The sequence below is a fragment of the Faecalimonas nexilis genome, assembly GCF_059731825.1.
This window is the reverse complement of sequence record NZ_AP029189.1, coordinates 1,033,420-1,056,441: the sequence shown is the minus strand read 5'-3', so window position 1 is coordinate 1,056,441 and position 23,022 is coordinate 1,033,420. Positions and strand designations below refer to the sequence as shown.

Genomic DNA, 23,022 nt, shown 5'->3' with positions numbered 1-23,022 from the left:
TCACCTTCTTTCTAATGGTCTATCCCTGCATTTATTTGCCTGCTTTTTTTCTTTCGCAAGGTCTGCATAATCTGCCCCTTCTTTTTCCGGCAGATTGCAAATAATCTGATACGTTCCCTCGTAATGCTTTTTCATCTGTTCTTTCGCCCATCTCCCTGCAAAGTCATTATCGGTACAGATTTCAATTTCTTTGATTTCCGGATGATTCTTCAGAAATTCTTCCAGTGCGTCCGGCGGCTTTTTAAAACGTTCACTCTGTATCTGTGCGTTTTCTTTCGGAGCAGCGATTCCCCCAAGGGAAAGACGATATTTATCCCTATTTCCCTCTTCCAGTGTCATGTGTGCCAATGCATCAATACACGCTTCATATACGGCAACTCGCTTTGTTTCTCTTTCAGGTGGAATGCAAAAGCTGTACTTTTTTTCACTCCCGGTCTGCTCCATCTTGAATCCCTTCCCGTTTTTTTCATAAATTCCTCGCAGGAATGCATATCTTGCTTTTCTGGATTCATCTTTCCCAACAAAAACAGCGTTATGGTACGGGACACTTTCATAAAGGATTTCATGGGAAATACAATATGTGATCACTTCATCGCTGATTCCTCTGTGGTTTAAATAAGCCCTGATTCGTCTGCAATTACAATACCTCTCCGGCAACTTAAATGGCAGTTTTTCCCTTTCCACAGCCTGTGTCGGAATAAAAGACGGACTCTCTTCGCACAACAGTTTTACGGCATCTGTAAATTTCATTCCATCTACTTCAATCAGGAACCGCAGTGCGGACACGCCACCGATATCTCTGGATTTCCAATGCCATTTGCTGGACAGTTCATTGATTTTAAAACTGTCATGATCCGTCAACTGCCATTCATTTCTGGTCCTTGTCTTTTGCAGTCGCTGTGCTTGATGCGTTCGCAAATACTCATACGCAGTCATATTTTTTGCTGCCTGAATCTCTTCTTCCGTTACCCAAGGCATTACAGAATTGCATCCTGAAGAGCCAGTACCTTATCCGTCCGCTCCCAAGGAAACTCCTTTCTTCCAAAATGGCCAAAAACTGCCGTCTGACGGAAAATCGGACGATTCAGTCGAAGGGATTCCATGATCTGAACGGGTGTCACTCCAAACACCAGTGGGATTGCTGCCGCCAGACAATCATCCGCACACACTTTTCCTGTACCAAAGGTGTCTACCTCAATCATAACCGGCTCTGCTACTCCGATTGCATAAGCCAAAGACACCTGACACTTGCTTGCAAACTCAGCAGCTACTATATTTTTGGCGATATACCTTGCCATATAAGCTGCCGAACGGTCTACTTTCGAACAGTCTTTTCCCGAAAATGCACCGCCGCCATGCGGAACCATACTGCCATAAGTATCCACCATCAGCTTTCTTCCGGTCAGTCCGGTATCTGCATCAAATCCTCCGCACACAAATTTTCCTGACGGATTGATCAGAATCTTCGTATACTCATCCGGCGGCAGTAATCTGAGTGCTGAGCGAAGCACTTTCTCTCTGATCTCGGCATCTAACTTCTTCAGGTTCTTTTCTGCACCATGCTGGCAGGAAACAACAACACTTTCCAGTCTCACTGGTTTTCCATCTTCATATTCTACGGTTACCTGTGCTTTTCCATCCGAAAAGATATCTTTGATATATCCGCTTCTTCTGCAAGCCGAAAGTTCACGTGTGATCCGGTGTGCCAGAACAGTCGGCATTGGCATAAGCTGCGGAGTATCATCACACGCATATCCGACCATAACACCCTGATCTCCAGCTCCCCTGCTTCTATCTCTTAATTTTGCGCCGATATTATCCCGAAATTCTTTCGACACACTCACTGCTTTCGCAATATCTGGACTCTGCTGGTGTACAAACGTATCCATTTCTATCCCATCTGTACAATATCCACACTCTTCTAAAACTTTTCGGATCACTTCAAACACTGGTGGTTCATATCCGCTGGTGATTTCTCCTGCTACAAACACATTTCCTCTTGTAGCAAGGACTTCACACGCCACTCTCGAAGATGGATCGTAACGCAGACATTCATCTAAGATTGCATCTGCTATCTGATCGCATACTTTGTCTGGGTGTCCTTCTGTTACTGATTCTGCTGTATAAAAACGTCTCATCATTCTTCTCCTTATATACAGACAGGACAGAAGCTGCTTTATGCACATCTCCTGCCCTGTCAGATTGGTTTATCCTGTAATTTTTATTTTATTTTTCTTCTGTTTCTTCTTTGTTGTCTGTCATTTTTGACTTCTTTCTGCGGTATACAGTCACTCCTGTAACTGTTCCGGCAGATGCCAGTGCAAGCAGGACAAATGCCCATACTTTCTGGTTATCCCCTGTTTTTGGTGCATTGGTCTTTTCGGTTGTTTTCTCCGGTGTTCTGGCATCTTTCATTTCTACTTTCTGCACTTCCATCGTATCTTTCAATGTAAATGTAACATCTTCGGCAATCTCATACCCATCCGGTGCTGTGATCTCACGCAAGGTAAGTTCCTCATTGACCGGAAGCTTCGCAACAGAATGCGGCTTTCCGTCCGTGATCCACTCTTCCAGAACAGTTCCGTCTTTTCGGATGATCTGAAGTTTTGCCCCTTCCAGTTCTTTCCCTGTGGTAATGTCTGTTTTGGAAATTTCCACTTTGGAATATTCGTCTTTCATTTCAACCTTTGTCACACTTCCATCTTCTTTGACTTCAAAGGTCACATCGCTGGCAGACACATAGCCGTCTTCATAAGGAGCCAGTTCTTCATGCAAAGTATAAGTTCCTTCCGGCAGACCATAAATCACATGATCTTCTTTGGTACTGGTCCATTCTTCCACGACATTTCCGTCTTTGTCGATCACCTGAAGTTTTGCTCCCTCCATCTCTTTTCCGGTAGTCGCATCTGTCTTGGTGATCCGTGTCTCGGTCGGCTGGTTCTCAACTTCTTTACTCAGTACAATCTTTTCAAGATTCTGGTTTTCGTAGGATGCATCTACTTTCCATACTTCCTCGTTCGGAAGATATCCGTCTTTTCTGACTTCCTCTTTGACATAATATTTTCCATGTGGAAGGTCACTGTCAAAAGTCAGATTCCCATTCTTATCAGTTGCTTTCTTTTCCAGCAGAGTATCCTTCTCTACAAGAACTTCTCCCTGATTGGAAACAATATCTTCCCCGGCATACAGTCCGAAGATGACTCCTTCCAGTTTTTCTCCTGTAACAGAATCCTTCTTTTCTACCGATACGGACACCTTCTGTCTCTCGTTTTTGTAAGTAACTCCTTCATAAACAACTGCCTGTGTATCATCCTCGGCTGTCAGGGTAAATTCTTTCTGTTCGGTATTCAGAACAAAATTCTCTCCTGCCACAACTTCTTTCAGATAATAAGTTCCCAGTGGCAGGTTGTTGAGTACTGCCATTCCCTTTTCGTCTGTAGTCAGTTTGGCTACCAAATCATCTTTTTCGTAGCGGACAAGCGGATTCCCTTCTTCGTCCTTTGCTCCGTCCGGTGAATAGATGGTATCTTTGGCATATACTTCGAACTGGGCACCTTCTACTCCGGTTTCTTCATATTTAAAGCCTTTATAAATACCTGTTTCTTCTTTACCAGATACAGCATTTCTTACTTTAGAGACCAGTGCTTTTACTTTTGCCAGAACAGAATCTCCTGTTACTTCGGTAAGCTGTTCTCCCTTTTTCGTCAGGAGCAGGCTTCCTACCTGTTCATCGTTTTTCTGTTCTACCTCTACAATCGCTGCTCCTGTATCTGGATCAATCTGATGTGCAGTGTTTGAGGATACTGTAATTACAATACCGCTCTGTGGATTTTCTTTATATGTTCCTTTTGTAGTCTGCTCTAATGGTGAAATAATCGTTGTTCCATCATACAGGGACTCTTCGCTTCCCTGTCTTACAAATCCTTCCGGTGCTTTCACTTCTTCGATTCGATAGGTAGAGCACTTCAGTTCCTGCGGTGTGATCAGATATCCTTCCTCGTTTGTTTCGAATACACTGATCTTTTCTTTCTTCGGATACTGAACAACCTGTTCCACATATTTCTTATTTGTCACATCGTAAATCTTATAAGAAGCACCAGCCTTTAAAACCGTATTTCCAGTCTGTGCATCCTTCTTTACAATTTTCAACAAGAATTCAAACGGACGGTCATCAAATACTCTCCACTGCATTGGTTCTCTGCTGTCATTTTCCACATTTACAACAAATGGATCAATGGTTTTCAGATTCTCCGGGGTAGTGCTTTCCACTACAACATAACTTCCATACGGCAGTTCCGGGCTGACTGCATATCCTTTGGTATCAGTGATCAGTTCCGGTACTGGTACGGCGGTTCCGTTCTCATAAGTAACTGCAACCTGCTCTTTGCTGAAGTCATAATTCTTGAAATCACTTGCTGTATAGCTTTCTCCATTGGACGGTTTCAGTTTCCCATTTTTCACCTGTGTCAGGTCGCTGATCAGATATACCTTAAATCCTGCTCCTGCAACCAGGTCTGTTTCTGTCTGCTCTCCATCTTCACTGACTTTGATCAACTGGAATGCCTGTTTCTTTACCTGCTCTTTTACCGTAAGGTCTCTTGTCACTTCTGCAACATCCTGACCTTCATAAGTTACGGATACTTCATATTTTGTAGTATCCAGTGTATATCCTTCCGGTGGAGTGATTTCTTTTACATACATTTCTCCAAGGTATAATTCTGAAAACTCCAGTGTTCCATCATCTCCGATGACTCCCTGCGCGATCAGGCTGTCCTGTTTATACAGAACTCCTGTTGTTCCATCCGGATGCACGATGTCCTCTTTGGCATACAGACCATACACCGCACCACGAAGAACACTGTCCCCCTGTGCCTTAAATGCAAGTGTTTCTTTATCGATCTTTGCGATTTTTACCCTTCCGGTGACTCTCTCATCGGTTGCTGTTACAGTCAATGTCTTTCCGGCTGCAACATCTACTTTATATACTTCTGTATTCAGTTTGTACCCTGTCGGAGCAGTAACCTCTTTTACATACACAGTTTTCAGTGCGGAATCAAAATAATCACTGACTGCTTTTCCGTCTGTTCCGGTTGCAGTCATCGTCATCAGCAGATTTTCGCACTTCTTATCGGTGTAAATACCGTATACTGCTCCAGATAGTGGGTTCTGTGTATTGATATCTTTCTTCGTCAACTCAATACGTGTCATGTTCAGCCACTGTACGCTGAAGCTTACCGGAGCTGCTGTTTCGCTTTCGAATACACCGATATCCTGTTTGGAATCTCCGGTCGTCAGCACCAGCGTTCTCCATGTCTTTCCGACAGAACCGTATAAGTTGCCGGAAGCATAACTGCCTGTCAGCAACAGATCTGCCGACAGATAAAAGGTATCGCCGCCATAAATCTGGATCTTTCCATTTGTCACACTTGTTCCTTTGGTCAGGTTATGTGCGGTGACATGTTCCGGTACACTCAGTGTCACATAATTTCTGTGATCTCCAGACAGTGTGATATTCGGTGTTTTCTGGAGATTTCCATCCCGTACTGCATTCAGTTTCGTACTGGAAAGGCTCAGTTCCCCTTTTGGCGGTTCTTCCTGTCCGAACAGATAATTGATATATGCGATCACCCCTGCATTTACAAGGTCATTGTAATTACAGCCTGTAAATCCGGCTTCTCCTGCGTAAGCGTAGCTGGCTGCAATATGCGTATACACATACTTTTCATCCTCCGATTTCCCGGACAGATAACTTCCTGTCAGATCTCCTGCCCCACCATAGCCATAGTAAAGGACTTTCTGCAGATTCTTGTTACTGTCCAATACCTGTGCCACATAACTTCCACTCGGTGGGGATGCTTTCTGGGACTGGAGACAGTATGCAATCTTTCCGTTTACGGTAAACAGACACGTAAGATAATTTCCAATATAGCTTGGATAATAAATGGTTCGCCCCTTTGTCAATGTAACTGTGGAACCGCTGCTTGTAGCTCTTTCAGCCGCAGACAATACCATCACATTTCCCTCTTCGATGTCCTCTTTCAGTTCTTTGACTGCCTGTGCAGATGCATCTTCCCCGGATGCCTCGATCTCTACATCGGTATAGTTCTGCACAGGCAAGTCCGAATCATCTTCAGATTTTGTATCTGATTTTTGCTTTTCTCCACCATTGTCCTGTGCATGTGCCTGACCTTCCGTATCCGTCAGGATCACCTTTCGGCTGATGATGTAGCTGTCACTCTGATCCTTTGGTACAACCATGTAAGAGGCAATGTAAGTTCCGGCTTTGTCCGGATGGTATTCCCCACCCTTTTCATCTTGGATGCTGACAAGCGTAACATCCTCTTTTTCTGCATCATAATGGATTCCTTCCATACTGGTTTCCACTGCAAATGTTTCATCCGAAATCTCTTTCGTGATATCGTCTGCCGTAACTGCCTTCTCTTTCTGACTCGTAGCCGCCTGTTCGGATGCCTGTACCTCCTGCCCCACATCCGTCTGCTCGGCAGCAAACGCATTGGCACTGCTTAAGGTACTGACGCCCATCAGGACAGCCAGTCCAAAGGCTGCGATTCTGGTTTTTAAATTCTTCACCTTCATGTGTGTTCCCTTCCTATAATAAATATATTGTTCAGTAAAATACCGCAGAAGGCTCTCCCTCTGCGGTAACATTTATCTTGTATATTGCTTTTCTGCTTTTTTCATTTCCTGTCTGGTGCGTTTTACTGCATCCATCACTGCCTTTGTCGGCAAATCGTTTTCCAGACATCCTTCCAGAATTCCATCCAGATAAAATTTCGATGGTCTTGCCGGAACATCCTTATGAGGGGAGTTCATCGTGTATACGAATACTTCCCTTAAAGCTCCAGCCTGATCCTTTACCTGAATGGTTTCTTTCCCATAAAAATTCGGAAATCCTTCATAAAAATCCAGATTCTTTTCACAAGCTTCTGTGATCTTCCATAAGACTCCATCCACATAGCTTCCTTTTTCCGGAAGCACAGTTGCAACGCCATTTCCCGGAGCTCTGCCACGAAATGCCAGCCGGTAATCTTCCAGCCGGACATTGCCAACCACTTCCGCATCCGGACAGCGGAATCTCATCTGCCCCAGGTTCATGTTACTGCCATATGCAAAATAATATCTTTCTTCTATTTTCCTCACCTCGATCTGACGTCTTCCGTCCTTTGTTTTTTCTTCAGGCACTCATATGTGCTTTTGTCATATCTCCATGCCAGATCACCTTCCAGATTTGCCAGCAGATGTTTCCGTACATTCTTATATTCTTCTCCGATTAATCCGAGCCGCAACAAAAACGTTCGGAATGTAAACGCCGGGTTTTCTGAGATCGGTGTCTTTTTCATCTGGGTGGATCTCTGATTGATCGCCTGGGCGGAAATCGCAAGTGCCAGTGTAATGTTCGCCCTCACTTTTCCTGCATGAAGGGTACTTTCAAAACAGCGCCACTCCAATGTTCCTTTGGAAAATACAGCATGGAGGTTTAACGCATAATACCGGGTACTGTCATAATGATTATGACTTCCATCCCTGCCTCCATACCAGACATTTCTTACCCGGTCCATCGTAATGGATTTGTTTGGCATTTTTCGGATTTTTTCCAATACCTCCGGACGCACCTTCTGACAATAGCTGTACTCTCTTCTTTCCTGCACTTTCAGTGCTTTGAACAGGATATCTTCCTTTGCGTACATAATGGTCAGCGCATTTTTCAGACTCTGCGGTGTATGGTTCGCCGCATCTACATGAACATGCTGACCACAGGACTCATTGACAAAACCTCCATGCCTCCGCAGACAGCGTACAACTTCCTGTAACTTTCCCATTTCATCATAGGATAATTTCGGTGATACCATCTCTGTTGAATATTCTCTATCTGCTGACACGATTCGACCACCTGATTTTCTTTGTGTATCAATGCTTCCGTCAGACATGAACTTCCACTTTTTTCCTTCCCGATCTCTCGCTGACCATATTCCGTAATACGCACCTTCATAAACGGCTTCTGTCCCGAACAGTTCTGCTACAACTTCTGCAGCCCGTTGTCTGGTGATCCCAGTCATCTCGATTTCCGTACCAAAGTACTGATCCTGAATTCCAATCATCACCGACACTATCCTTTCTCAGACAGTTCCAGTTCTTTTCGCTCCGCATCTGCCTTTCGCAATAGTGCTCCGATTGCTTCGATCACCGTAACAGTTACCCCGTTCCCAGCCTGTTTATATAGCTGTGCATCCGATGTGCAGTCTATGATCTTATCGATCTGCCAGTCATAATATCCCTGCAGACGCAGACACTCTCTTGGAACCAGCCTGCGTATTCTTCCGTGATACAAGATGCCATGACGATCTGTTGCAGTAATTGTGAACATGGGTTCTTCCGGTTCCTTCATGCGTCTACCGTTCTGCCGGACCTTCTCTTTTGCTGGGGTTAAGACTGCTCTTGCTCCATCCTCTGCTAATACACCGGAACATTCTCCTTTATATTTGTGAACACCGCATTGTCTGGTATTCAGACTTCTGCATTCTTCCGTTACTATCGGCGGCGGTGAAAGATCGACAAAGTGCAACGTTCCCTGTTGGACACCTGTTGTCAGGGTATGTGCGATCTGGTGTCCGACTCTCCCTCTCCTGCTGTTGAGATTCGCATAGCCCAGATCGATGCTGTCCCCTTCTCTTGCAAGTTTGTAGCCGAGCTTTGTATTCTCTTTGATCGGGACACCTACATCATATAATCCTGTCTTGCCGCCCATTCCACCTGCCTGTGAGGTCAGGGTACAGCTTAGTCCTTTGGGACTGTAGACTCTTTTTCCCTGACTTCCTGCCCGGATCTGAACAAGAGCTGCTCCATTTGTTTCTGGTTCAGGTAATATTTTTCCGGCACATCTGAAATCAAGATATCCGACAATATACACCCGTTTCCTTGCTTGGGGGACTCCGAAATCCTTGCTGTTAAGCACTTTCCATTCGACATGGTACCCCAGTTGCGAAAGCGTACTGAGGATGGTGCAAAATGTCCGCCCCTTGTCATGCGAAAGCAGACCGGGAACATTTTCAAGGATAAAATAATTGGGTCTTTTAGCTTTAAGAAGCCGGGCAATCTCGAAAAAGAGGGTTCCTCTTGCATCTGCAAATCCTTCCCGCTTTCCGGCGATAGAGAATGCCTGGCAAGGAAATCCTGCACAGAGCAGATCAAAATCCGGCATTCGTTCTGGTTCAATTGTTCGTGCATCACTACAATACCACTCCCCTTCTGTGTCAAACAGCAATCGGTAGTTCTTATCCGCATAAGTATCCACCTCGCAGTGTCCGACACAGGTAAATCCCCCTGCACGTCTTAAGCCTTCACGGAATCCCCCGATTCCGCTAAAGAGATCAAAAAATTGAATGGTTGCGGTTATCAACCTCCTTTGCTGATAAAAACAGGCGGCATGATTTTTCTCATACCGCCTGTTGGTTTCTCTGTATCTGTTTGTTACCATTCTGTTGGTTCTTCTGCTTGGGTTTCTTCGTCTGGTTTGCTTTCCTCGCCCAGTTCGTTTTCTTCTTCTGGTTCAGTTTCTTCTTCCGGTTCGCATTCTTCTTCCGGTTGGTTTCCTTCGCCCGGCTCGCTCTCTTCTTCCAAGTCATTTTCCTCTTCCGGTTGAGTCTCTTCTATTTCAGATTCTCCGGTTGCAGGTTCCGCTTCTTCGGTGCTGTCTTTGTTCTGCCATTCGGCTTCTGCCTTTTCCAGTGCCTCTTCGATGATCTGAATCAAGAAGTCTTTCTGTTTCATGCCTTTTTTTGCGATGACTGTTTTTAATCTCTGGAATAATTCCTCTGATACCTGTACTGCGATTGTTCTTGCTGTTCCCATGCTCATCTCTCCTTTTCCTGCAAGTCTTTCAAAATGTTCTTCGATGACCTGCTGTATAAATTTCTGTGTGCTGCTTTCTGTCAGTTCAATCTCTTCTCTTACTTTTTCGTGTAAGTCCTTCGGGATCTTTCCGCATATGTTCTTCATCTCTGTCATAGCGTTTCTCCTTTCCGTTTCGCTACACACAACATACTCCAAAGATGCATGGAAAGCTATTCACAATACCTACCAAAGATATCGATGCTGTTTTGCTCCTGCCCCTAGCAGATCCAACAATGTATGTATCGCACAATCATAGGCCTCACCCCCTTTACATATTTTCCATCTGAGACAGGAAATCCATCATCTGGTCCGGGATATCCCCAGCCGGTGGATCTGTTCCAATTTGTTCCGCACCGCCACAAATGTTTAATTCCCGAACACTTTCTTTAATCGTCTTTTGGATGACCTCTTCCATCCACTTCCGGTCCTCTTTTTCCAGAATCGCCTGAACAAGGTACTGGTTTTTCTGTCCTTCCGGAACACTCTGGAATTTCTCCCATGCTTTCTTATGTTCCGGATTTTTCAGGTTTGGACGGAACGAATATACCGGACGTGTCATTTCGCCCACATCTGCTCTACAATCCGTTCATACCCGGCAGCGTTCGCATGGACGTCCTCTATAAAAACAGGGCGGCAAATCGCGTCCTGTGCGGTCACGTGGCGTTTTAAAATCGCAGAACCTCCACCCATAAATACGCTCGGCACCGCCCTGAGATCAAACCCGGATTCCGTGACCGCAGACAGGATTCTTTCGATGTATTTCCGTCCGTTTTCCTGTATGACAACTCTTGCATCTTCTGCCATGCTGCAGGTTTCCCCACGAAGCACACGTTCGATCTGTGTTTCCGTTACAGACAGTCCGGTATTTCTCCGCACCTGTTCTGCCGTCTCATCAATACACCGGATCACACCCAGCTCCAGACTCCTGCAGGTTGCCGCATTCGGAACACTATTATCCAGTCTCATCAGATCAACCGTCCAGCCACCAACATCCACCAGAAGAACAGATGGTTCATTCTTCAGGTACTCTGGATGCAGAGCCAGGGCAGAGTACCCCTGTGGGAACAGTTTCACATCTTTGATCTGTATCTCATACCATTCACTTTCATATAAAAAGCGCACTGGCTGTTCTTTCCGCAACAGATACTCCCGAAATCCCTGTTTCTCCCTTCCAAAGCTGGACAAAGGCAGTCCAACAGCCAGAATGACTTCCGTCTTTCGTTCCGCTTTCCGGTTCTTGATTTCTTCTGCAATCGCAGCCAACGTCAGCAGATAATAATTATCATTGGACGTTTTATTTTTTACCAGCGTCTGTCTCCCTGTACCGCAGACATAATACTTTCCCCGATACTGCAGAACATTCTGCATCGTATACGGCTCATAATCATACTCGATAATGCCACTGGGAAAAGACACATGTTTTGTCTTGATCGCATAATACCCATGATCAATTCCTACTATCATCACAATCACATCCTTCTTTCATTTTTTCGTCTGGCATAAAGCCAAGAACTCTTTTTCTGCTGCAACGGATCGTTGCAAAAGTGCCTGTTTTGAACACTTTTCTAAGTTTTCACGCCCCAAAACCTGCGGAAACTCTGGGGTTCTCATACCGCTGCTGCTTGAGGAACACTCCCTGTTCTTTCCCAGCCGGTTAAAAAATATCCCTCTCCCGGCGGCTGTCCAGCCTGTCCGGGAGAGGGATATATCGCAATGTTCCTTTTTGAACAATGGCCTGTCTTTTTATTTTTATGAGATGTTCTTCCTGCTTTTGTAACATGGCAGAATACTCATCTTCCGTCAAAAATTTCCGGATATAAGCTCCTTTTTTCCCCAGCGTGTTATCTGTTTTTAACATCTCTATTTCTACCATGTAATGGGTATCCGGATGATATCTGGTTTCACATAAAATGCTTTCGCCTTTGATATAATCCGATTTCACCGCCTCCCTTGCCGCCGCTAAAAGTTCATGGATACTTACCTCCACCTGCATCACCTCCTTCAAAAATAGCGAAAGAAAAGCAGACCCCTTAATCGAAGTCTGCCTCTGTTGGATATGGTAATCCTCTTTTTTTATATTTTGAATCAATCATTTTTCGGAGCTTCTCTCTTTTCTCTTTCGTTGGCGCATGCTTTTGAAATTCAACCAGCCATCTTTCTAATCTTCCATCATCATCGATCCACGTATCGTTTTCATATTCCCATTCATCTAACAACTTGATCAGCGCATCCAATGGTTCTTCCACATCATCGCCAAACTCTTTCCATAGATTTATTCCATAACTTTCCAAGCCAAAGAATTCTGTTAAAAATGAAAATCTCTCCATATCCCCCAATGTCATCTTTTTTCTGCCCATCAATAACTCCTGATCCCTGCTGCCACAGTAACTCAAGAAAATCTTTTTTTCTTTCTCACTTTCGGTCATAGATTGTCCCCTTTCAGAAATAATTCTTTATTACGAAACATTATAAATTTTTAACTCATTAGAATCAATATATATGTTTCCAAATAACGAAACTTTTATTTTTTAAGGAGAACGTATTATGCAGAAAATCAGACCAGATATGGATATCGGTAAAAATATTCAATCTCTTAGATACAAAAATAATCTAACGCAAGACCAGGTCATTGCAAAATTGAATCTCATGGGTATTGTCATATCCAAAAGCACTTATGCCAAACTGGAAACAAACCGCATGAACATCAAAGTGTCTGAGTTAGTCGCTCTGGCAAAGATCTTTCATACAGATATCAATGCATTCTTTGATGGTCTGCTGTAACTCGACATTCACCTACTCCCTGTGTATATAATAATCTCTTAAAAAAGAACTAGTCTATATCGTTCTTATCGAATATAAACCAGTTCTTTTTTCTTATCAAATATACCTTTATAGGCTTGTATACTTTATCCATTTATTCCTTTAAAAAGCTGGTATGAAAGACTCCTCATTCTCTCATACCAGCTATCTATTTCTTATCTAACTGAATACACATTCTTTGTGTATCCTGTACTTATATATGGCAAAAATCAGACAACAGACACGCTATACACTCTTATGCTACATAATCCAGTTTACTGTCGCTCAATCTTAAACCTACAATATGAATACAAATTCCATAAATTAACCCTGAAAGAAAAATCTTTTCTATAAGTAAATTGGGTCTTAAATGGAATCTGATGGCAATGACACCAGTCTTGTATTTGTTTCATCCTCATGGACTCCCCGTCATCAATCTTCTTTATCAAGCATTGTCTCTTAAAATCATCCATCCCTGTCTTAAAAAATAAATAAAACAGTACATTATAATATCTAATCAACACAATCTCTTCTGCTGTTTTTTCCTTTGACCTCATACACATTTTCCACCTTTCACTGTATATTGAGTTTGATTTATACACATATTCTTACGTTATACACTTTATACTCCCCCCATAATAGGGGGTTAATATTCCTATTATCATTACTATAGTTCCCAATCCTGCAAAATCTAGTGGAGCTCGTACGACAAATTTTTTCAATGCTCCTGTTTTTTTCCTACTTTTTTTTGCTAATAAGTCCATTATTCCCGTTACAATAAATGCTACAATAAGAATTCTTAAAAAAAGCATACTCTTTCCTCCTACTATTCTAGGCATAATACAGCTTCTAGTTCCTCGTTTGTAATAGTTTTTAGCATTTTATCTAAAATTTGGTTGGTATAATTTTTTATTTCATTTGTTTCCGTTACCCATTCCTCCCCTTGATTATAAATATCATTTAATATACGTTTAAGTTCCTCTTTTATATTTATTCCTGGCATATAACTTGATTGTAAATCTGTAACTTTATCAATTACTTCCATTCCAGATACTCCTATAAATCCATTCATATATGTACTAAATCTTGGTTTAACAATCTTGTTATTTTTCCAAGCATTTCTAGCACGTGTAATTTGACTTCTATAGTACCTATCAGATTTAAAAATTTTATTTCCCCACTTAGTACCTTTTATTTTCCCAAAATTTCCCTCTATTTCTTTGATACCGTCTGTCGTTTTTTCATTTAACCATTTTTTTGCCAATTGACGCTGTAATAAGTACCTGACACCTCATCTCTTTGGTAGCCCGTATAACCAAACGGCTGTATCTTCCCCTGGTTCTGGTACAAAAATGGTATTATTTTCTATTCTTTTTTAATTGATTGACATAATAAGATTTTACTGGTATTCTTCTCCTTTTTATATCTTCCATAAATTCTGTTTTGTCTATATTGCTATCAATCGTAAATAACTTTTCTCCATTTACATACACTCGAATAGAACCTTTTTTTCTTTCACAATATGTAATGTCATCAAAATAAAATGTCATCTTTTTACCAAATGTGGAACGCCATATGATTTTATCTCCATTCACTTCAAGTTTCCACATTATCATATTCAATGATCCGATTAAAAAAACAACAAATGCAATACCAAACACAAAAAGAGGGAAGAAATCTTCCTGTTGAATAACACTTGCCACCACCAAACCACCTGTAAAGAAGATTCCTATAATAAATATAATAGTTAATATTTTTTCTGTTTTTACTACATAACAAGTTCTAATAATACCCTTTTTCTGTTCCTCTTCCCTTTCTTTAGCCTTTTTTTGTTGAGCTCGTCCAATATATCCTAAAACAGCGAACACAGCCAAATATGGCATCATTTGTATAAATATTTCAAAAAACATATATGTTCCTCCATTTTCATTTTACTTCCTATGCTTCACATCGTTCAACATTATTTATTCCTTGTGTGGTTCCTAATTGTAATATCATTACTTTTTCCTGCAATTTTTTCCCAAAATTTTCCCCTATTTCTTTGATACCGTCTGTCTTTTTTTCCTTTAACCATTTTTCTGCTAATGAATCCTGTAGTTCTTCAAGTTCAGATACCTTTTTTATTGCACGTTGATAACTTTTTCCATGTTGCCGTTTTTTGTCATATCCCGCCTTATGTAATTTCGCCTTATATACATCGTCATTTGTTTTTCTCAATTGTTCTTGAACCGTAGGTCCTTTCCCTTTAATTTTATATTTTCCAACACCATAAGTTACGGCATCAATACCTCCAGCTATCACTACTGAGTTCCAATCAACCTCATTCAATTTTTTATCGTCTGCATAAATTTGAGATGCAACACTAGTAGCTGCTCCTGTAGCACCCGTAGCAAGTATGCCACCAACTATTCCAATTCCACTTCCTGCAATTCCACCTTTTACAGCACCACTTACTGCATCTACCGCCACTTCTTTCAAGTTTACCTTTCTATCCAAAACCACTTGTGTTACTATTGATGAAATTCCAGATACTAAAAAACCAATCCCTGCTCCTGCAATTATTGTTGGAAATTCCCCATCATAATCCACATATTTAAAAGGATTATCCCAACAATATCCATATCTATTAAGTGTTTCTGGATACTCAATAAAGCCGACAATCAAATCCTGCCCTGCAAACCTTCCGTTCTCTGCGAGATATTCTCTCGCCTGGGCATAGTAGGTTCCTGCTATCTCATCTCTTTGGTATCCCGTATAGCCAAACGGCTGTATTTTCCCCTGGTTCTGATACAGGTCTTCCCCAAAGGCTCCGTATCCATAGTTCTCTTTGATTGTTCCAACGCTGTCCTCAAGCCTCAGCGGGCTTCCCAATTCGTCCTGAAGGTAATAGTTCCTTTCCCCATTCTCCTCATACGCTGCCACGTTCCCATCCCAAAAGTATCTCTGGCTTTGGCTTTCTTCTGTCCGCTCCAGAAGGTTATAGTACTGTCTGGTCAGATCCAGGGTATAAGTAATCTGACGGCTGTTTCCAATCTCCATGCCGACTCTTCTCTGCGGGTCCAGCTTCTCCAGTTTTTCTTTTGGAAGGACACCCTCCTGCTTTCCTACCCGGTGTCCCAGCCCGTTATACTGGTATCTTGCCTGTTTGCCTGCCGCATCCACCGCTTCTTCCAGACGGTTCATTGCTCCATAGACATACCGCTTCTTCCATGCCCCATTTTCAAGAATAGCGGTTAAGTTTCCTCTCTTATCATAACCGTACTCTTTGCGGATTTCCCCCTGTCTTTCGCTTACCAGCTGGTTCAGGGCATTATACTGATAAGAGGTTTGTTCCCCGCGTTCTTCTTTCCATGTACGGTTTCCAAAGGCATCATAACCATACTGTGTCTGGATTTCTCCGTCCTTTTGGATTTCTGACAGCCTGCCCAGGGCATCATACCCATAACGGTACTGTCCGCTCTCACGCTCCAGCCCTCTTCTTTCCTTGGTGATTCCGGTCTTATTTCCCAAAAGGTCATACAGATAGGTGTAGCGGTCAAGGATGCCCTCCTGGTCTTGATGCAACAGTTCTGTCAGCTGGTCTTTTTTGTCGTAAGCATAGGTGGTCTTTGTTCCATTCGGGAACTGTTTTTCACACAGTCTTCCCACCGGATCATACCCATAGGTAATGACGCTGTCTCCTTCTTTTAATTCCGAAAGCCGGAGCTGCTCATCATAGCCATAGAAGACCGTTTTTCCATCCGGATAGGTAATGCTTCTTCTCTCTCCTGCTTTTCCATAGGTATAGGATACTTCCCTTCCATCCGGGTACTGCACCTTTTGTGCCCTTCCCAGTGCATCCGGGGTGATCCTTGTGCTTCCCAGCCAGTCCTGTATCTCAATCAGCTGCCGGAGCGGATTATAGGACAGTTTCACTTCCTTTCCGTCTGCATACTGGATACCGGATAAGTCTCCCTGTTTTGTATAAGCATACTTGGTCAGATACCCTTCCTTATCCAGTTTTCCAAGAAGCTGCCCCTTTTTATCATAGGTATAGGTTTCCTTCTGTCCCAGTGCATCGACAGTTTCTGTGACCTGTCCCCGCAGGTCTCTGGTATAACGGGTGATCTGACACAACCGTTTCCTTCCATTCTGTCTCTCTGCTTCCAAAAGTTTTGCATCCATACCGGATACTTCTGTATCCTCCTTCAGGATTCCCTCTGCACCATACTGGCGGATCTCAATGAGCCGGTCACAGACATCGTACCGATATTCCGTTTCATTTCCAAGGGCATCCGTCACCTTCGCAAGCTGCCCGCTTAAGGTATAAGCATACTGTTTGAAATAATCAATATCAATCATAAGCAGAGACAATGGCTTACCTGCCAGTTTCTTTTTATTTTTTTTCATATACCCTGTCAAATACTCACGGTTATACAATCTGCTCATGTGATCGGTGTAGCTCTTTTTTCGCCATTTTATCAGCAAAAATACAATATCAGCTAATATAATAATTCCTATGACACTTATAACTGTAATGATGATTTTTCTGATTTGATGCTGTTCCGTCAAAGAATAATATTGATGAATTTTTTCCGAATATTCTATATAATCAGTACTTAACTGCTGATTTTTAAGTTCAATCACTTTCACATATTGTTCACGGGTTGCGATATATGCATCCGTATTATTTTCCTGCATATAAATATCTGCCATATCAGAATAAGCATTTTTTTCGAGTCCAAGCCCCGCATCTGCTGAACATCTGACAATCTGCTGATACAACTCTAATGCTTCATCAAATCTTCCCTGTTCCTTATACCATCTTGCATAGGAATAATCTAAATACACATCCTTATTCAAAGAATATTCCACATCATCTGTGTTCAGCAACTCCTTTGCAGTTTCCAGTTCATACTCTGCCTGTTCAAGATTGCCCTCATCTATATACAGCTGTGCTCTTAGATTTCCCCGCAGAATTTGGATATCATCTTTCTGTGCTTCTGGTAATTTAGGTATCAATTCATCTAGCTCCTCCAGCACAGAAAGCACTTTTTTATGCTGTCCCAGCTCAAGATATGCGGTTCCTTCATTGACCAAAGCAAGACTGGCATCTGCCACCAGGTGATCATCCTCTCTTTTTCGGAAAATCTCCAAAGATTGCTCATAATATTCGATTGCTGCTTGATACTGTTCCAATCCATAAGCATTATCTCCAAGCACTGCAAAAAATTTTGACATGTATTTGGAATGATTCGGAATCAGAGGAGAGGATTCCAAGAACTCAAGGCCACGCCAACAATATTGTAAAGCAGCGGAATAATCCCCTGCTATCGAATATAATTGCCCAATGTTTCCATACAGCCTAACCTTACTTTCAGCTTTCAGTCCCTTCACATTTATCACATACTCTTCTAAAAGTCTGGCACCTTGCTTGTTATCCTCCTGGTTTTCCAAAAATATGGATGCGATTCTCCAGCATAGATCAACGTTATTTCTATACTCTTTTGATTGTGCCATATAATGTAACGCTTTTCGACTGTTTTCTGCGAAATCTTCTATTTCTCCTTCATCATATTGAAGCGATTCATTCAGTAGAACGTATGTATAGATTTTGATAAAATCATCGTCTTGTTCTTGAATTTTTTCCGCCGCTGAAGTAAACTCTTTCACCGCCGTCCGATAATCCTCCTTTGCATAAGCAGTTACACCTGCCAGAAAATCATGCTGACTGTTTTTTTCTGAAGACTGGAGATATGTTTTTATCTCGCTATATTGCTTTGTTTCTATCTCCTCTCCTTCTACGATAGCCTTTGCATAAGACAAAGGGGATTCCGCTTCACTTTCACGTGGTTTACTGATAAGCAGAACAATTGCCAACAACATTACTATTCCTACTATCAAAAATCTAATTTTCTTTATCATTCGTATCTCCTGACAATTTTTTCATTCATTTTTATCTCCCTCTATCTTCGGATGGAAACGGCCATACGGTGATAGGTATGGCGGATTCCACGGATAACCTTTCCGTATTCCAAAATATTTTCAGGCAAAGCCATTCCGCCATATCCCGCATCTCCAAGATGATGCAGATCTGTTCCTGTCATTTTACACATTAACGCAATTTCTTTTATCGTATCTGGGTCCGCTCCCTCCTGAGAGGTTCCGATTGCTGTCAGTGTCATCTTTCCAAGACTGTGCGCGCACACTACTAAACTCCTCACATATTCCATCGTAATCCCCGGCACTGTTCCAGGCGCCGGAAGCAAGATAATATCAGCTCCTGCCTCTGCGAAAGCACGTACATCTGCTTCCGTTAAAATATGTTCTCCACACTCAGATAAAATTCCGGACGCATGCATTTTTCCGGCAATCAGCACCACCTGTTCTCCCAAATGCTCTCTGTAAAGCTTCAAGGTATCCGTAATCGCCGCATTTGTGACCCCAATTCCCGGATTTCCGGTTAGCACAATGAAATCCACGCCCATTTCCACTGCTGTTTTTGCATTTTCAAGTGTCGCTACACGTCCGCCGGAAAGTTTCCACATCTCATTTGTCTCAACACTGCTTTCTTTTCCTTGTTCCAATGGCTCCAAATTAATTCCGACAGGTCTTCCCGTCAATTGTTTTATTTTTCGAATAACTTCTCTATCCTCTGTCTTAGGCAATCCCTGAATCACTGGATGATTGACATCAAACATATTCAAAAGAATCATATCTGCTCCCATCGACGCCACAAATTCTGCGTTTGTCACATCCCCCAGCATCGGTTGTAATATCCCGATTGTCTCACACACAAGAACTCTTCCCTCACTTGCGGAAATTGCCTCAAGAAGTTCTTTCTTCTTCATATTCTCAAAATCTGATGCCGTACAATCTAAAAATCGTTTCATAATCTTCACCATTCCTCTCGTTTTAATTCATAGTCTATAATTATTGCATTTCACCAGCCCACTCAAATCCTTTTTTAGCTGCAATTACAGCGATGATTTCATTGATTACCGCCGCTGCCGCAATTGTTCCCTGAATAATTTTCGCACAGTCCGGTGCCAGTCCTGCTAATACAGACACTGCAATTCCAGTAAACACAAGCGATACTCCTGAATGCGGCAAAAGGGTAAGTCCAAGCTATTTTTTGACACTTTCAGGTGATTTTGTAACACTCGCTCCAAAATATGCCCCAAAATATTTACCTGCAGCACGGACAATGATATAAATCGCAGTAAACATACCTGCACCTAAAATCAAATGATAGTCCAAAGGAGCTCCAAGATTCAAAATCACAATAATCATCGCAATTCCTAAAATCGGGTTGAATCCCTGCATAATCTGCTCCAGTCTCTCCTCTGTAACCATATTGGAAAATGCCGCTGAAAAAGCCATTCCCATCAACATAAAGTTCAAAACCGGGCTTGGCATCACGAAATGGTTAAACACAAATCCAACAGCCGATGTCACTAAAATCATCCCGATTAAGGTAGCCATCGTTGCAAATGCATTCTATTCTCTTTTCAATAGCATTCCTGCAAAAAATCCTGTCACCGCTCCTATTATTAACGGAAGGATCACAACCAAGGCAATCATATACGTCGGAAGTTCACCTGACGACAAATTCCCCGCAACGATTGCAATTGTCGTAAAGAACACAATACATCCTACAATATCATCCAGCGCAGCCATCGGAATCAGTGTTCCGGTAACCGGTCCTTTTGTGTTAAACTCTCTGACGATCGATAATGCCGGCGCCGGCGCAGTCGCCAACGCGATTCCTCCAAAAATAAACGCCAGATAGACCAGAATATCCGATAAATAGCATACCACGCCGAATACCAACGAGACAACAAAAAATGTTCCCAGTGACTGCGTAAGTGTTGTGATGACAATCGATTTTCCGGAACGTTTGATTTTGTTCCAGACAAGTTCCGTTCCTATCATAAGACCGACTGCACATTCCAATACATGTACGACAATCTGATACCAGCCTGCATCCAAAGTTTCCTGATTCATCACTGCAAACGCATGCGGTCCGAAAACCATCCCCGTAATCAGCCATCCCAAAATGGACGGCAATTTTAATTTGGAAACCAGCTTTCCGATGCCCAACGCAAGAATTACCATAATCAATAAACGTAATATTTGTACTAACATTTTGTATCCACTCCTCCTGTCTCTTTTGCGATTCCATATAACATAATGTTCAGCATTTGTTCTAATTTTGATTCATGATTTTCTATAACCGATTTTATTTCATTGTCTTTATCCGATTTCTCGCGGAAATATCTGTTAAACATTTCTTGAAACATAATAAAATATTCTAGCGCAAAATCTTCTGAAATTCCTTCTCTCAGTTCCAGACGCCCGAGCAGATTTCGATACCGTTTTGCAAGATACATGTCATATCCCTTTTTCAACTGCCGGATATCCCCTTGGAGATGCTTCGGAGGCTGCAGGATACTGTCAAAGAATATATTGCAGCAATACGGATTCTCTGCGAAAAATACTTGTCTGGAATGTAATATTTCCTGCAATTCACTTTGTACGTCCGTAAAATCGTCCTCTGTCCTTTGTAAATATTCCGTCATCTGTGCATAACACTGCCCGACACATTGCAAATACAGCTGATCTTTATTCTTAAAGTTGTGATAAATCAAACCTTTTGAAATCTGATTTTCAATGCACATCGTATTGAGCGATGCCGCATCATAGCTTTTTGTTCCAAATTCTTCCATTGCAGCCGCCATAATTTTTTCTTTTGTTCGTTTTGTTTTTTCACTTTGTTTCAAAATAATCCCTCCAATAAAATAAACCATATAGTCTATTATGCAAATAATAGACTATATGGTCAATATATTGTCAACTATTTTGTCACTACTCCATCACAAAACTTCCAAGATCGTATACCTCTATCTCGCCATCTGTTTCAGACTGTAAAAATCTTACTTTCTGGTTCAATTTCTCACTGTATACTCTTGTCGTCATCACTTCCTCACCATCATTAATAAAAATCTCAATGGCAGAAGTATCTGAATACACAGTCATATTCTTAAGACTGTCCAGCTTCACTGTGCGCTGTTTTCTTCCATACCCGCTTTTTCCAAGTTCCAGCTTCAGAATGTGATCCTTGTAAGTCAAAGTCACATCGTCCCTGAGACCGAGTATCATCGCAGCATTCTCATCGTCTCTCTTTACAGACAACTCAAAACAGCAGTCTGTCGTCGTCCACTCACCAAAAGATGTAATACTTGTGACCATTTTATTTTTTCTCAGACTTTTTAATTCTTCTAATGGCTTCTGTATTAGCTTTCCATCTTGATATGTTAAAACTCTCGGCATTGTCAGTGCATGGATCCAATCATATTCCACTGTTGCATCATTGTCATAATCCGCATCAGGAATTCCCATCCAGCCAATCAGAATTCTTCTGCCGTTTTCATCAAGAAACGTCTGTGTGGCATAGATGTCAAACCCTTTATCCAATTCATGAAATTCCCCAAGTTTATATTTCTTATTTTCAAAATCCATCTCAATCGGGAAATATCCGCATTGATACACATTCTGATAATCATGTCCGCTCTTTGGAACCCCCTGCGGGCATGCAATCAAAATTTCCTGTCCATCTACTTCAAATAAATCCGGACATTCCCACATATAGCCGAATTTTTCTTCTGGCGCAATCCGGTCAAAATACTTCCATGTCATCAAATCTTCTGATTCAAACAGAAGCACACAGCCTTTTGACTCACAATCCCTTGCTCCCTGAACCATATAATATCTGCCGTTCTTCGCAAATATTTTCGGGTCTCTCACATGCTTTGACATATCTGCCGGATAGTCTGAATTCGTCATCACAAGTTGTTTTTCACCTGCATGCACGCCATCCTCACTTACCAGATGAATCGTATTCTGCTCTCTTCCTTCTAATATATAATCGTAGTCCTTGTCTTGCAATTTTACATTTCCGGTGTAAAAATAATGGATTTTGTCTCCGTCCACAAATGCCGACCCACTGTATACACCGTCTCTGTCCCAGTCACAATCCGGAAACAGGAACGGCTCGCACTCCTGAAAATGAATCCAGTCTGTTGTCGTATAATGTCCCCATAGTTTCGTTCCCCAGCCTGCCAAAAACGGGGTGTATTGGAAGTAAATATGATTGATGCCCTGAAACTCACACAAGCCATTTGGATCGTTCATCCAACCGGTCGGCGGCATCAGGTGAAAATGTAAGCGGTTCTCATCTTTCTTCACCGTCTCTCTCATATATTGATAATCCGGTATTTGCTTTACATAATCTTCTCTGTTCATCATAATATATAACCTTCTATTCCTTCT

23 protein-coding genes are annotated in these 23,022 nt (G+C 42.2%); 1 reads left to right on the top strand and 22 read right to left on the bottom strand.

Annotated features, from left to right (window positions below; all coding sequences use genetic code 11):
* From AC6I5B_RS05240 to AC6I5B_RS05190, 11 genes are all read right to left on the bottom strand, one after another.
* On the bottom strand, nt 1–978 hold the full coding sequence (locus AC6I5B_RS05240; protein ID WP_004614519.1) for a DUF3991 and TOPRIM domain-containing protein: 978 nt from the start codon (nt 976–978) through the stop codon (nt 1–3).
* Nucleotides 978–2,138, bottom strand: coding sequence for a methionine adenosyltransferase (metK, locus tag AC6I5B_RS05235; protein WP_497773764.1), 1,161 nt, complete (start codon nt 2,136–2,138; stop codon nt 978–980). The genes AC6I5B_RS05240 and metK overlap by 1 nt, the downstream gene beginning before the upstream one ends.
* An 88-nt stretch (nt 2,139–2,226) precedes the next feature.
* Nucleotides 2,227–6,597 (bottom strand): SpaA isopeptide-forming pilin-related protein, encoded by a 4,371-nt coding sequence (locus tag AC6I5B_RS05230; RefSeq protein WP_044988085.1) that lies wholly within the window; start codon nt 6,595–6,597, stop codon nt 2,227–2,229.
* A 72-nt stretch (nt 6,598–6,669) separates the two neighbouring features.
* Entirely contained in the window at nt 6,670–7,203 is a 534-nt protein-coding gene (locus AC6I5B_RS05225) for a gamma-glutamylcyclotransferase family protein (protein ID WP_330411528.1), read from the bottom strand.
* Nucleotides 7,158–8,120: an amidoligase family protein gene (locus AC6I5B_RS05220; protein ID WP_004614523.1), complete on the bottom strand. Its 963-nt coding sequence runs from the start codon at nt 8,118–8,120 to the stop codon at nt 7,158–7,160. Before AC6I5B_RS05220 ends, AC6I5B_RS05225 begins: the two co-directional genes overlap by 46 nt.
* 8 nt (nt 8,121–8,128) lie before the next feature.
* Nucleotides 8,129–9,418 carry a DNA (cytosine-5-)-methyltransferase gene (gene dcm / locus AC6I5B_RS05215; protein WP_226969498.1) on the bottom strand — a complete coding sequence of 430 codons (1,290 nt, stop codon included), beginning with the start codon at nt 9,416–9,418 and terminating at the stop codon, nt 8,129–8,131.
* A gap of 71 nt (nt 9,419–9,489) precedes the next feature.
* Nucleotides 9,490–10,026 carry a hypothetical protein gene (locus AC6I5B_RS05210; RefSeq protein ID WP_004614525.1) on the bottom strand — a complete coding sequence of 179 codons (537 nt, stop codon included), beginning with the start codon at nt 10,024–10,026 and terminating at the stop codon, nt 9,490–9,492.
* A 154-nt stretch (nt 10,027–10,180) separates the two neighbouring features.
* A complete protein-coding gene (locus AC6I5B_RS05205; protein WP_004614526.1) occupies nt 10,181–10,471 on the bottom strand; it encodes a hypothetical protein in 291 nt (96 codons plus the stop codon).
* Nucleotides 10,468–11,376, bottom strand: a complete 909-nt coding sequence (locus AC6I5B_RS05200) for a ParM/StbA family protein (protein ID WP_004614527.1) — start codon at nt 11,374–11,376, stop codon at nt 10,468–10,470. Before AC6I5B_RS05200 ends, AC6I5B_RS05205 begins: the two co-directional genes overlap by 4 nt.
* Nucleotides 11,377–11,566: 190 nt before the next feature.
* Entirely contained in the window at nt 11,567–11,905 is a 339-nt protein-coding gene (locus AC6I5B_RS05195) for a DUF5720 family protein (RefSeq protein ID WP_004614529.1), read from the bottom strand.
* A 37-nt stretch (nt 11,906–11,942) separates the two neighbouring features.
* The gene (locus AC6I5B_RS05190) at nt 11,943–12,338 is read right to left on the bottom strand and encodes a hypothetical protein (RefSeq protein WP_004614530.1); all 396 of its coding nucleotides are present in this window, start codon (nt 12,336–12,338) and stop codon (nt 11,943–11,945) included.
* 118 nt (nt 12,339–12,456) lie between these two features.
* Here AC6I5B_RS05190 and AC6I5B_RS05185 point away from each other — a divergent pair, with 118 nt between their 5' ends.
* A complete protein-coding gene (locus AC6I5B_RS05185) occupies nt 12,457–12,693 on the top strand; it encodes a helix-turn-helix domain-containing protein (RefSeq protein WP_004614531.1) in 237 nt (78 codons plus the stop codon).
* A 293-nt stretch (nt 12,694–12,986) separates the two neighbouring features.
* Here the strand turns inward: AC6I5B_RS05185 and AC6I5B_RS05180 are convergent, their stop codons facing one another.
* The 11 genes from AC6I5B_RS05180 to AC6I5B_RS05130 all read right to left on the bottom strand — a co-directional run bounded on the left by AC6I5B_RS05180 (nt 12,987) and on the right by AC6I5B_RS05130 (nt 22,998).
* Nucleotides 12,987–13,268, bottom strand: coding sequence for a hypothetical protein (locus AC6I5B_RS05180; protein ID WP_004614532.1), 282 nt, complete (start codon nt 13,266–13,268; stop codon nt 12,987–12,989).
* A gap of 51 nt (nt 13,269–13,319) precedes the next feature.
* The gene (locus AC6I5B_RS05175) at nt 13,320–13,523 is read right to left on the bottom strand and encodes a hypothetical protein (protein ID WP_044988087.1); all 204 of its coding nucleotides are present in this window, start codon (nt 13,521–13,523) and stop codon (nt 13,320–13,322) included.
* A 14-nt stretch (nt 13,524–13,537) separates the two neighbouring features.
* Entirely contained in the window at nt 13,538–13,975 is a 438-nt protein-coding gene (locus tag AC6I5B_RS05170) for a hypothetical protein (RefSeq protein WP_004614534.1), read from the bottom strand.
* Between the two features lie 94 nt (nt 13,976–14,069).
* A complete protein-coding gene (locus AC6I5B_RS05165) occupies nt 14,070–14,621 on the bottom strand; it encodes a DUF6560 family protein (RefSeq protein ID WP_004614535.1) in 552 nt (183 codons plus the stop codon).
* Between the two features lie 28 nt (nt 14,622–14,649).
* On the bottom strand, nt 14,650–18,615 hold the full coding sequence (locus AC6I5B_RS05160) for an RHS repeat-associated core domain-containing protein (RefSeq protein WP_497773653.1): 3,966 nt from the start codon (nt 18,613–18,615) through the stop codon (nt 14,650–14,652).
* 41 nt (nt 18,616–18,656) lie between these two features.
* Complete coding sequence (locus AC6I5B_RS05155; RefSeq protein ID WP_497773652.1) at nt 18,657–19,583, bottom strand: DUF7916 family protein; 927 nt, start codon at nt 19,581–19,583, stop codon at nt 18,657–18,659.
* A 40-nt stretch (nt 19,584–19,623) separates the two neighbouring features.
* Nucleotides 19,624–19,779, bottom strand: coding sequence for a hypothetical protein (locus tag AC6I5B_RS05150; protein WP_004614538.1), 156 nt, complete (start codon nt 19,777–19,779; stop codon nt 19,624–19,626).
* A 39-nt stretch (nt 19,780–19,818) separates the two neighbouring features.
* Nucleotides 19,819–20,175, bottom strand: coding sequence for a cation:proton antiporter (locus AC6I5B_RS05145; protein ID WP_004614539.1), 357 nt, complete (start codon nt 20,173–20,175; stop codon nt 19,819–19,821).
* Nucleotides 20,176–20,190: 15 nt separating this feature from the next.
* Nucleotides 20,191–20,838, bottom strand: coding sequence for a cation:proton antiporter domain-containing protein (locus tag AC6I5B_RS05140; protein WP_497773651.1), 648 nt, complete (start codon nt 20,836–20,838; stop codon nt 20,191–20,193).
* Nucleotides 20,832–21,473, bottom strand: a complete 642-nt coding sequence (locus AC6I5B_RS05135; protein ID WP_071143742.1) for a TetR/AcrR family transcriptional regulator — start codon at nt 21,471–21,473, stop codon at nt 20,832–20,834. The genes AC6I5B_RS05140 and AC6I5B_RS05135 overlap by 7 nt, the downstream gene beginning before the upstream one ends.
* An 85-nt stretch (nt 21,474–21,558) precedes the next feature.
* A complete protein-coding gene (locus AC6I5B_RS05130; RefSeq protein ID WP_497773650.1) occupies nt 21,559–22,998 on the bottom strand; it encodes a sucrose-6-phosphate hydrolase in 1,440 nt (479 codons plus the stop codon).
* Nucleotides 22,999–23,022 lie beyond the last annotated feature (24 nt).

Bases quoted from the DNA above. Each gene is read 5' to 3' on its own strand.
- AC6I5B_RS05210 (WP_004614525.1), bottom strand. From the start codon at position 10,026: ATGACAGAGATGAAGAACATATGCGGAAAGATCCCGAAGGACTTACAC.
- AC6I5B_RS05240 (WP_004614519.1), bottom strand. From the start codon at position 978: ATGCCTTGGGTAACGGAAGAAGAGATTCAGGCAGCAAAAAATATGACT.
- AC6I5B_RS05160 (WP_497773653.1), bottom strand. From the start codon at position 18,615: ATGATAAAGAAAATTAGATTTTTGATAGTAGGAATAGTAATGTTGTTG.
- AC6I5B_RS05200 (WP_004614527.1), bottom strand. From the start codon at position 11,376: ATGATAGTAGGAATTGATCATGGGTATTATGCGATCAAGACAAAACAT.
- AC6I5B_RS05140 (WP_497773651.1), bottom strand. From the start codon at position 20,838: ATGTTAGTACAAATATTACGTTTATTGATTATGGTAATTCTTGCGTTG.
- AC6I5B_RS05145 (WP_004614539.1), bottom strand. From the start codon at position 20,175: ATGGCTACCTTAATCGGGATGATTTTAGTGACATCGGCTGTTGGATTT.
- AC6I5B_RS05195 (WP_004614529.1), bottom strand. From the start codon at position 11,905: ATGCAGGTGGAGGTAAGTATCCATGAACTTTTAGCGGCGGCAAGGGAG.
- AC6I5B_RS05165 (WP_004614535.1), bottom strand. From the start codon at position 14,621: ATGTTTTTTGAAATATTTATACAAATGATGCCATATTTGGCTGTGTTC.
- AC6I5B_RS05185 (WP_004614531.1), top strand. From the start codon at position 12,457: ATGCAGAAAATCAGACCAGATATGGATATCGGTAAAAATATTCAATCT.
- AC6I5B_RS05130 (WP_497773650.1), bottom strand. From the start codon at position 22,998: ATGATGAACAGAGAAGATTATGTAAAGCAAATACCGGATTATCAATAT.
- metK (WP_497773764.1), bottom strand. From the start codon at position 2,138: ATGAGACGTTTTTATACAGCAGAATCAGTAACAGAAGGACACCCAGAC.
- AC6I5B_RS05180 (WP_004614532.1), bottom strand. From the start codon at position 13,268: ATGAGGTCAAAGGAAAAAACAGCAGAAGAGATTGTGTTGATTAGATAT.
- AC6I5B_RS05220 (WP_004614523.1), bottom strand. From the start codon at position 8,120: ATGATTGGAATTCAGGATCAGTACTTTGGTACGGAAATCGAGATGACT.
- AC6I5B_RS05175 (WP_044988087.1), bottom strand. From the start codon at position 13,523: ATGCTTTTTTTAAGAATTCTTATTGTAGCATTTATTGTAACGGGAATA.
- AC6I5B_RS05190 (WP_004614530.1), bottom strand. From the start codon at position 12,338: ATGACCGAAAGTGAGAAAGAAAAAAAGATTTTCTTGAGTTACTGTGGC.
- AC6I5B_RS05205 (WP_004614526.1), bottom strand. From the start codon at position 10,471: ATGACACGTCCGGTATATTCGTTCCGTCCAAACCTGAAAAATCCGGAA.
- AC6I5B_RS05155 (WP_497773652.1), bottom strand. From the start codon at position 19,583: ATGAAACGATTTTTAGATTGTACGGCATCAGATTTTGAGAATATGAAG.
- AC6I5B_RS05230 (WP_044988085.1), bottom strand. From the start codon at position 6,597: ATGAAGGTGAAGAATTTAAAAACCAGAATCGCAGCCTTTGGACTGGCT.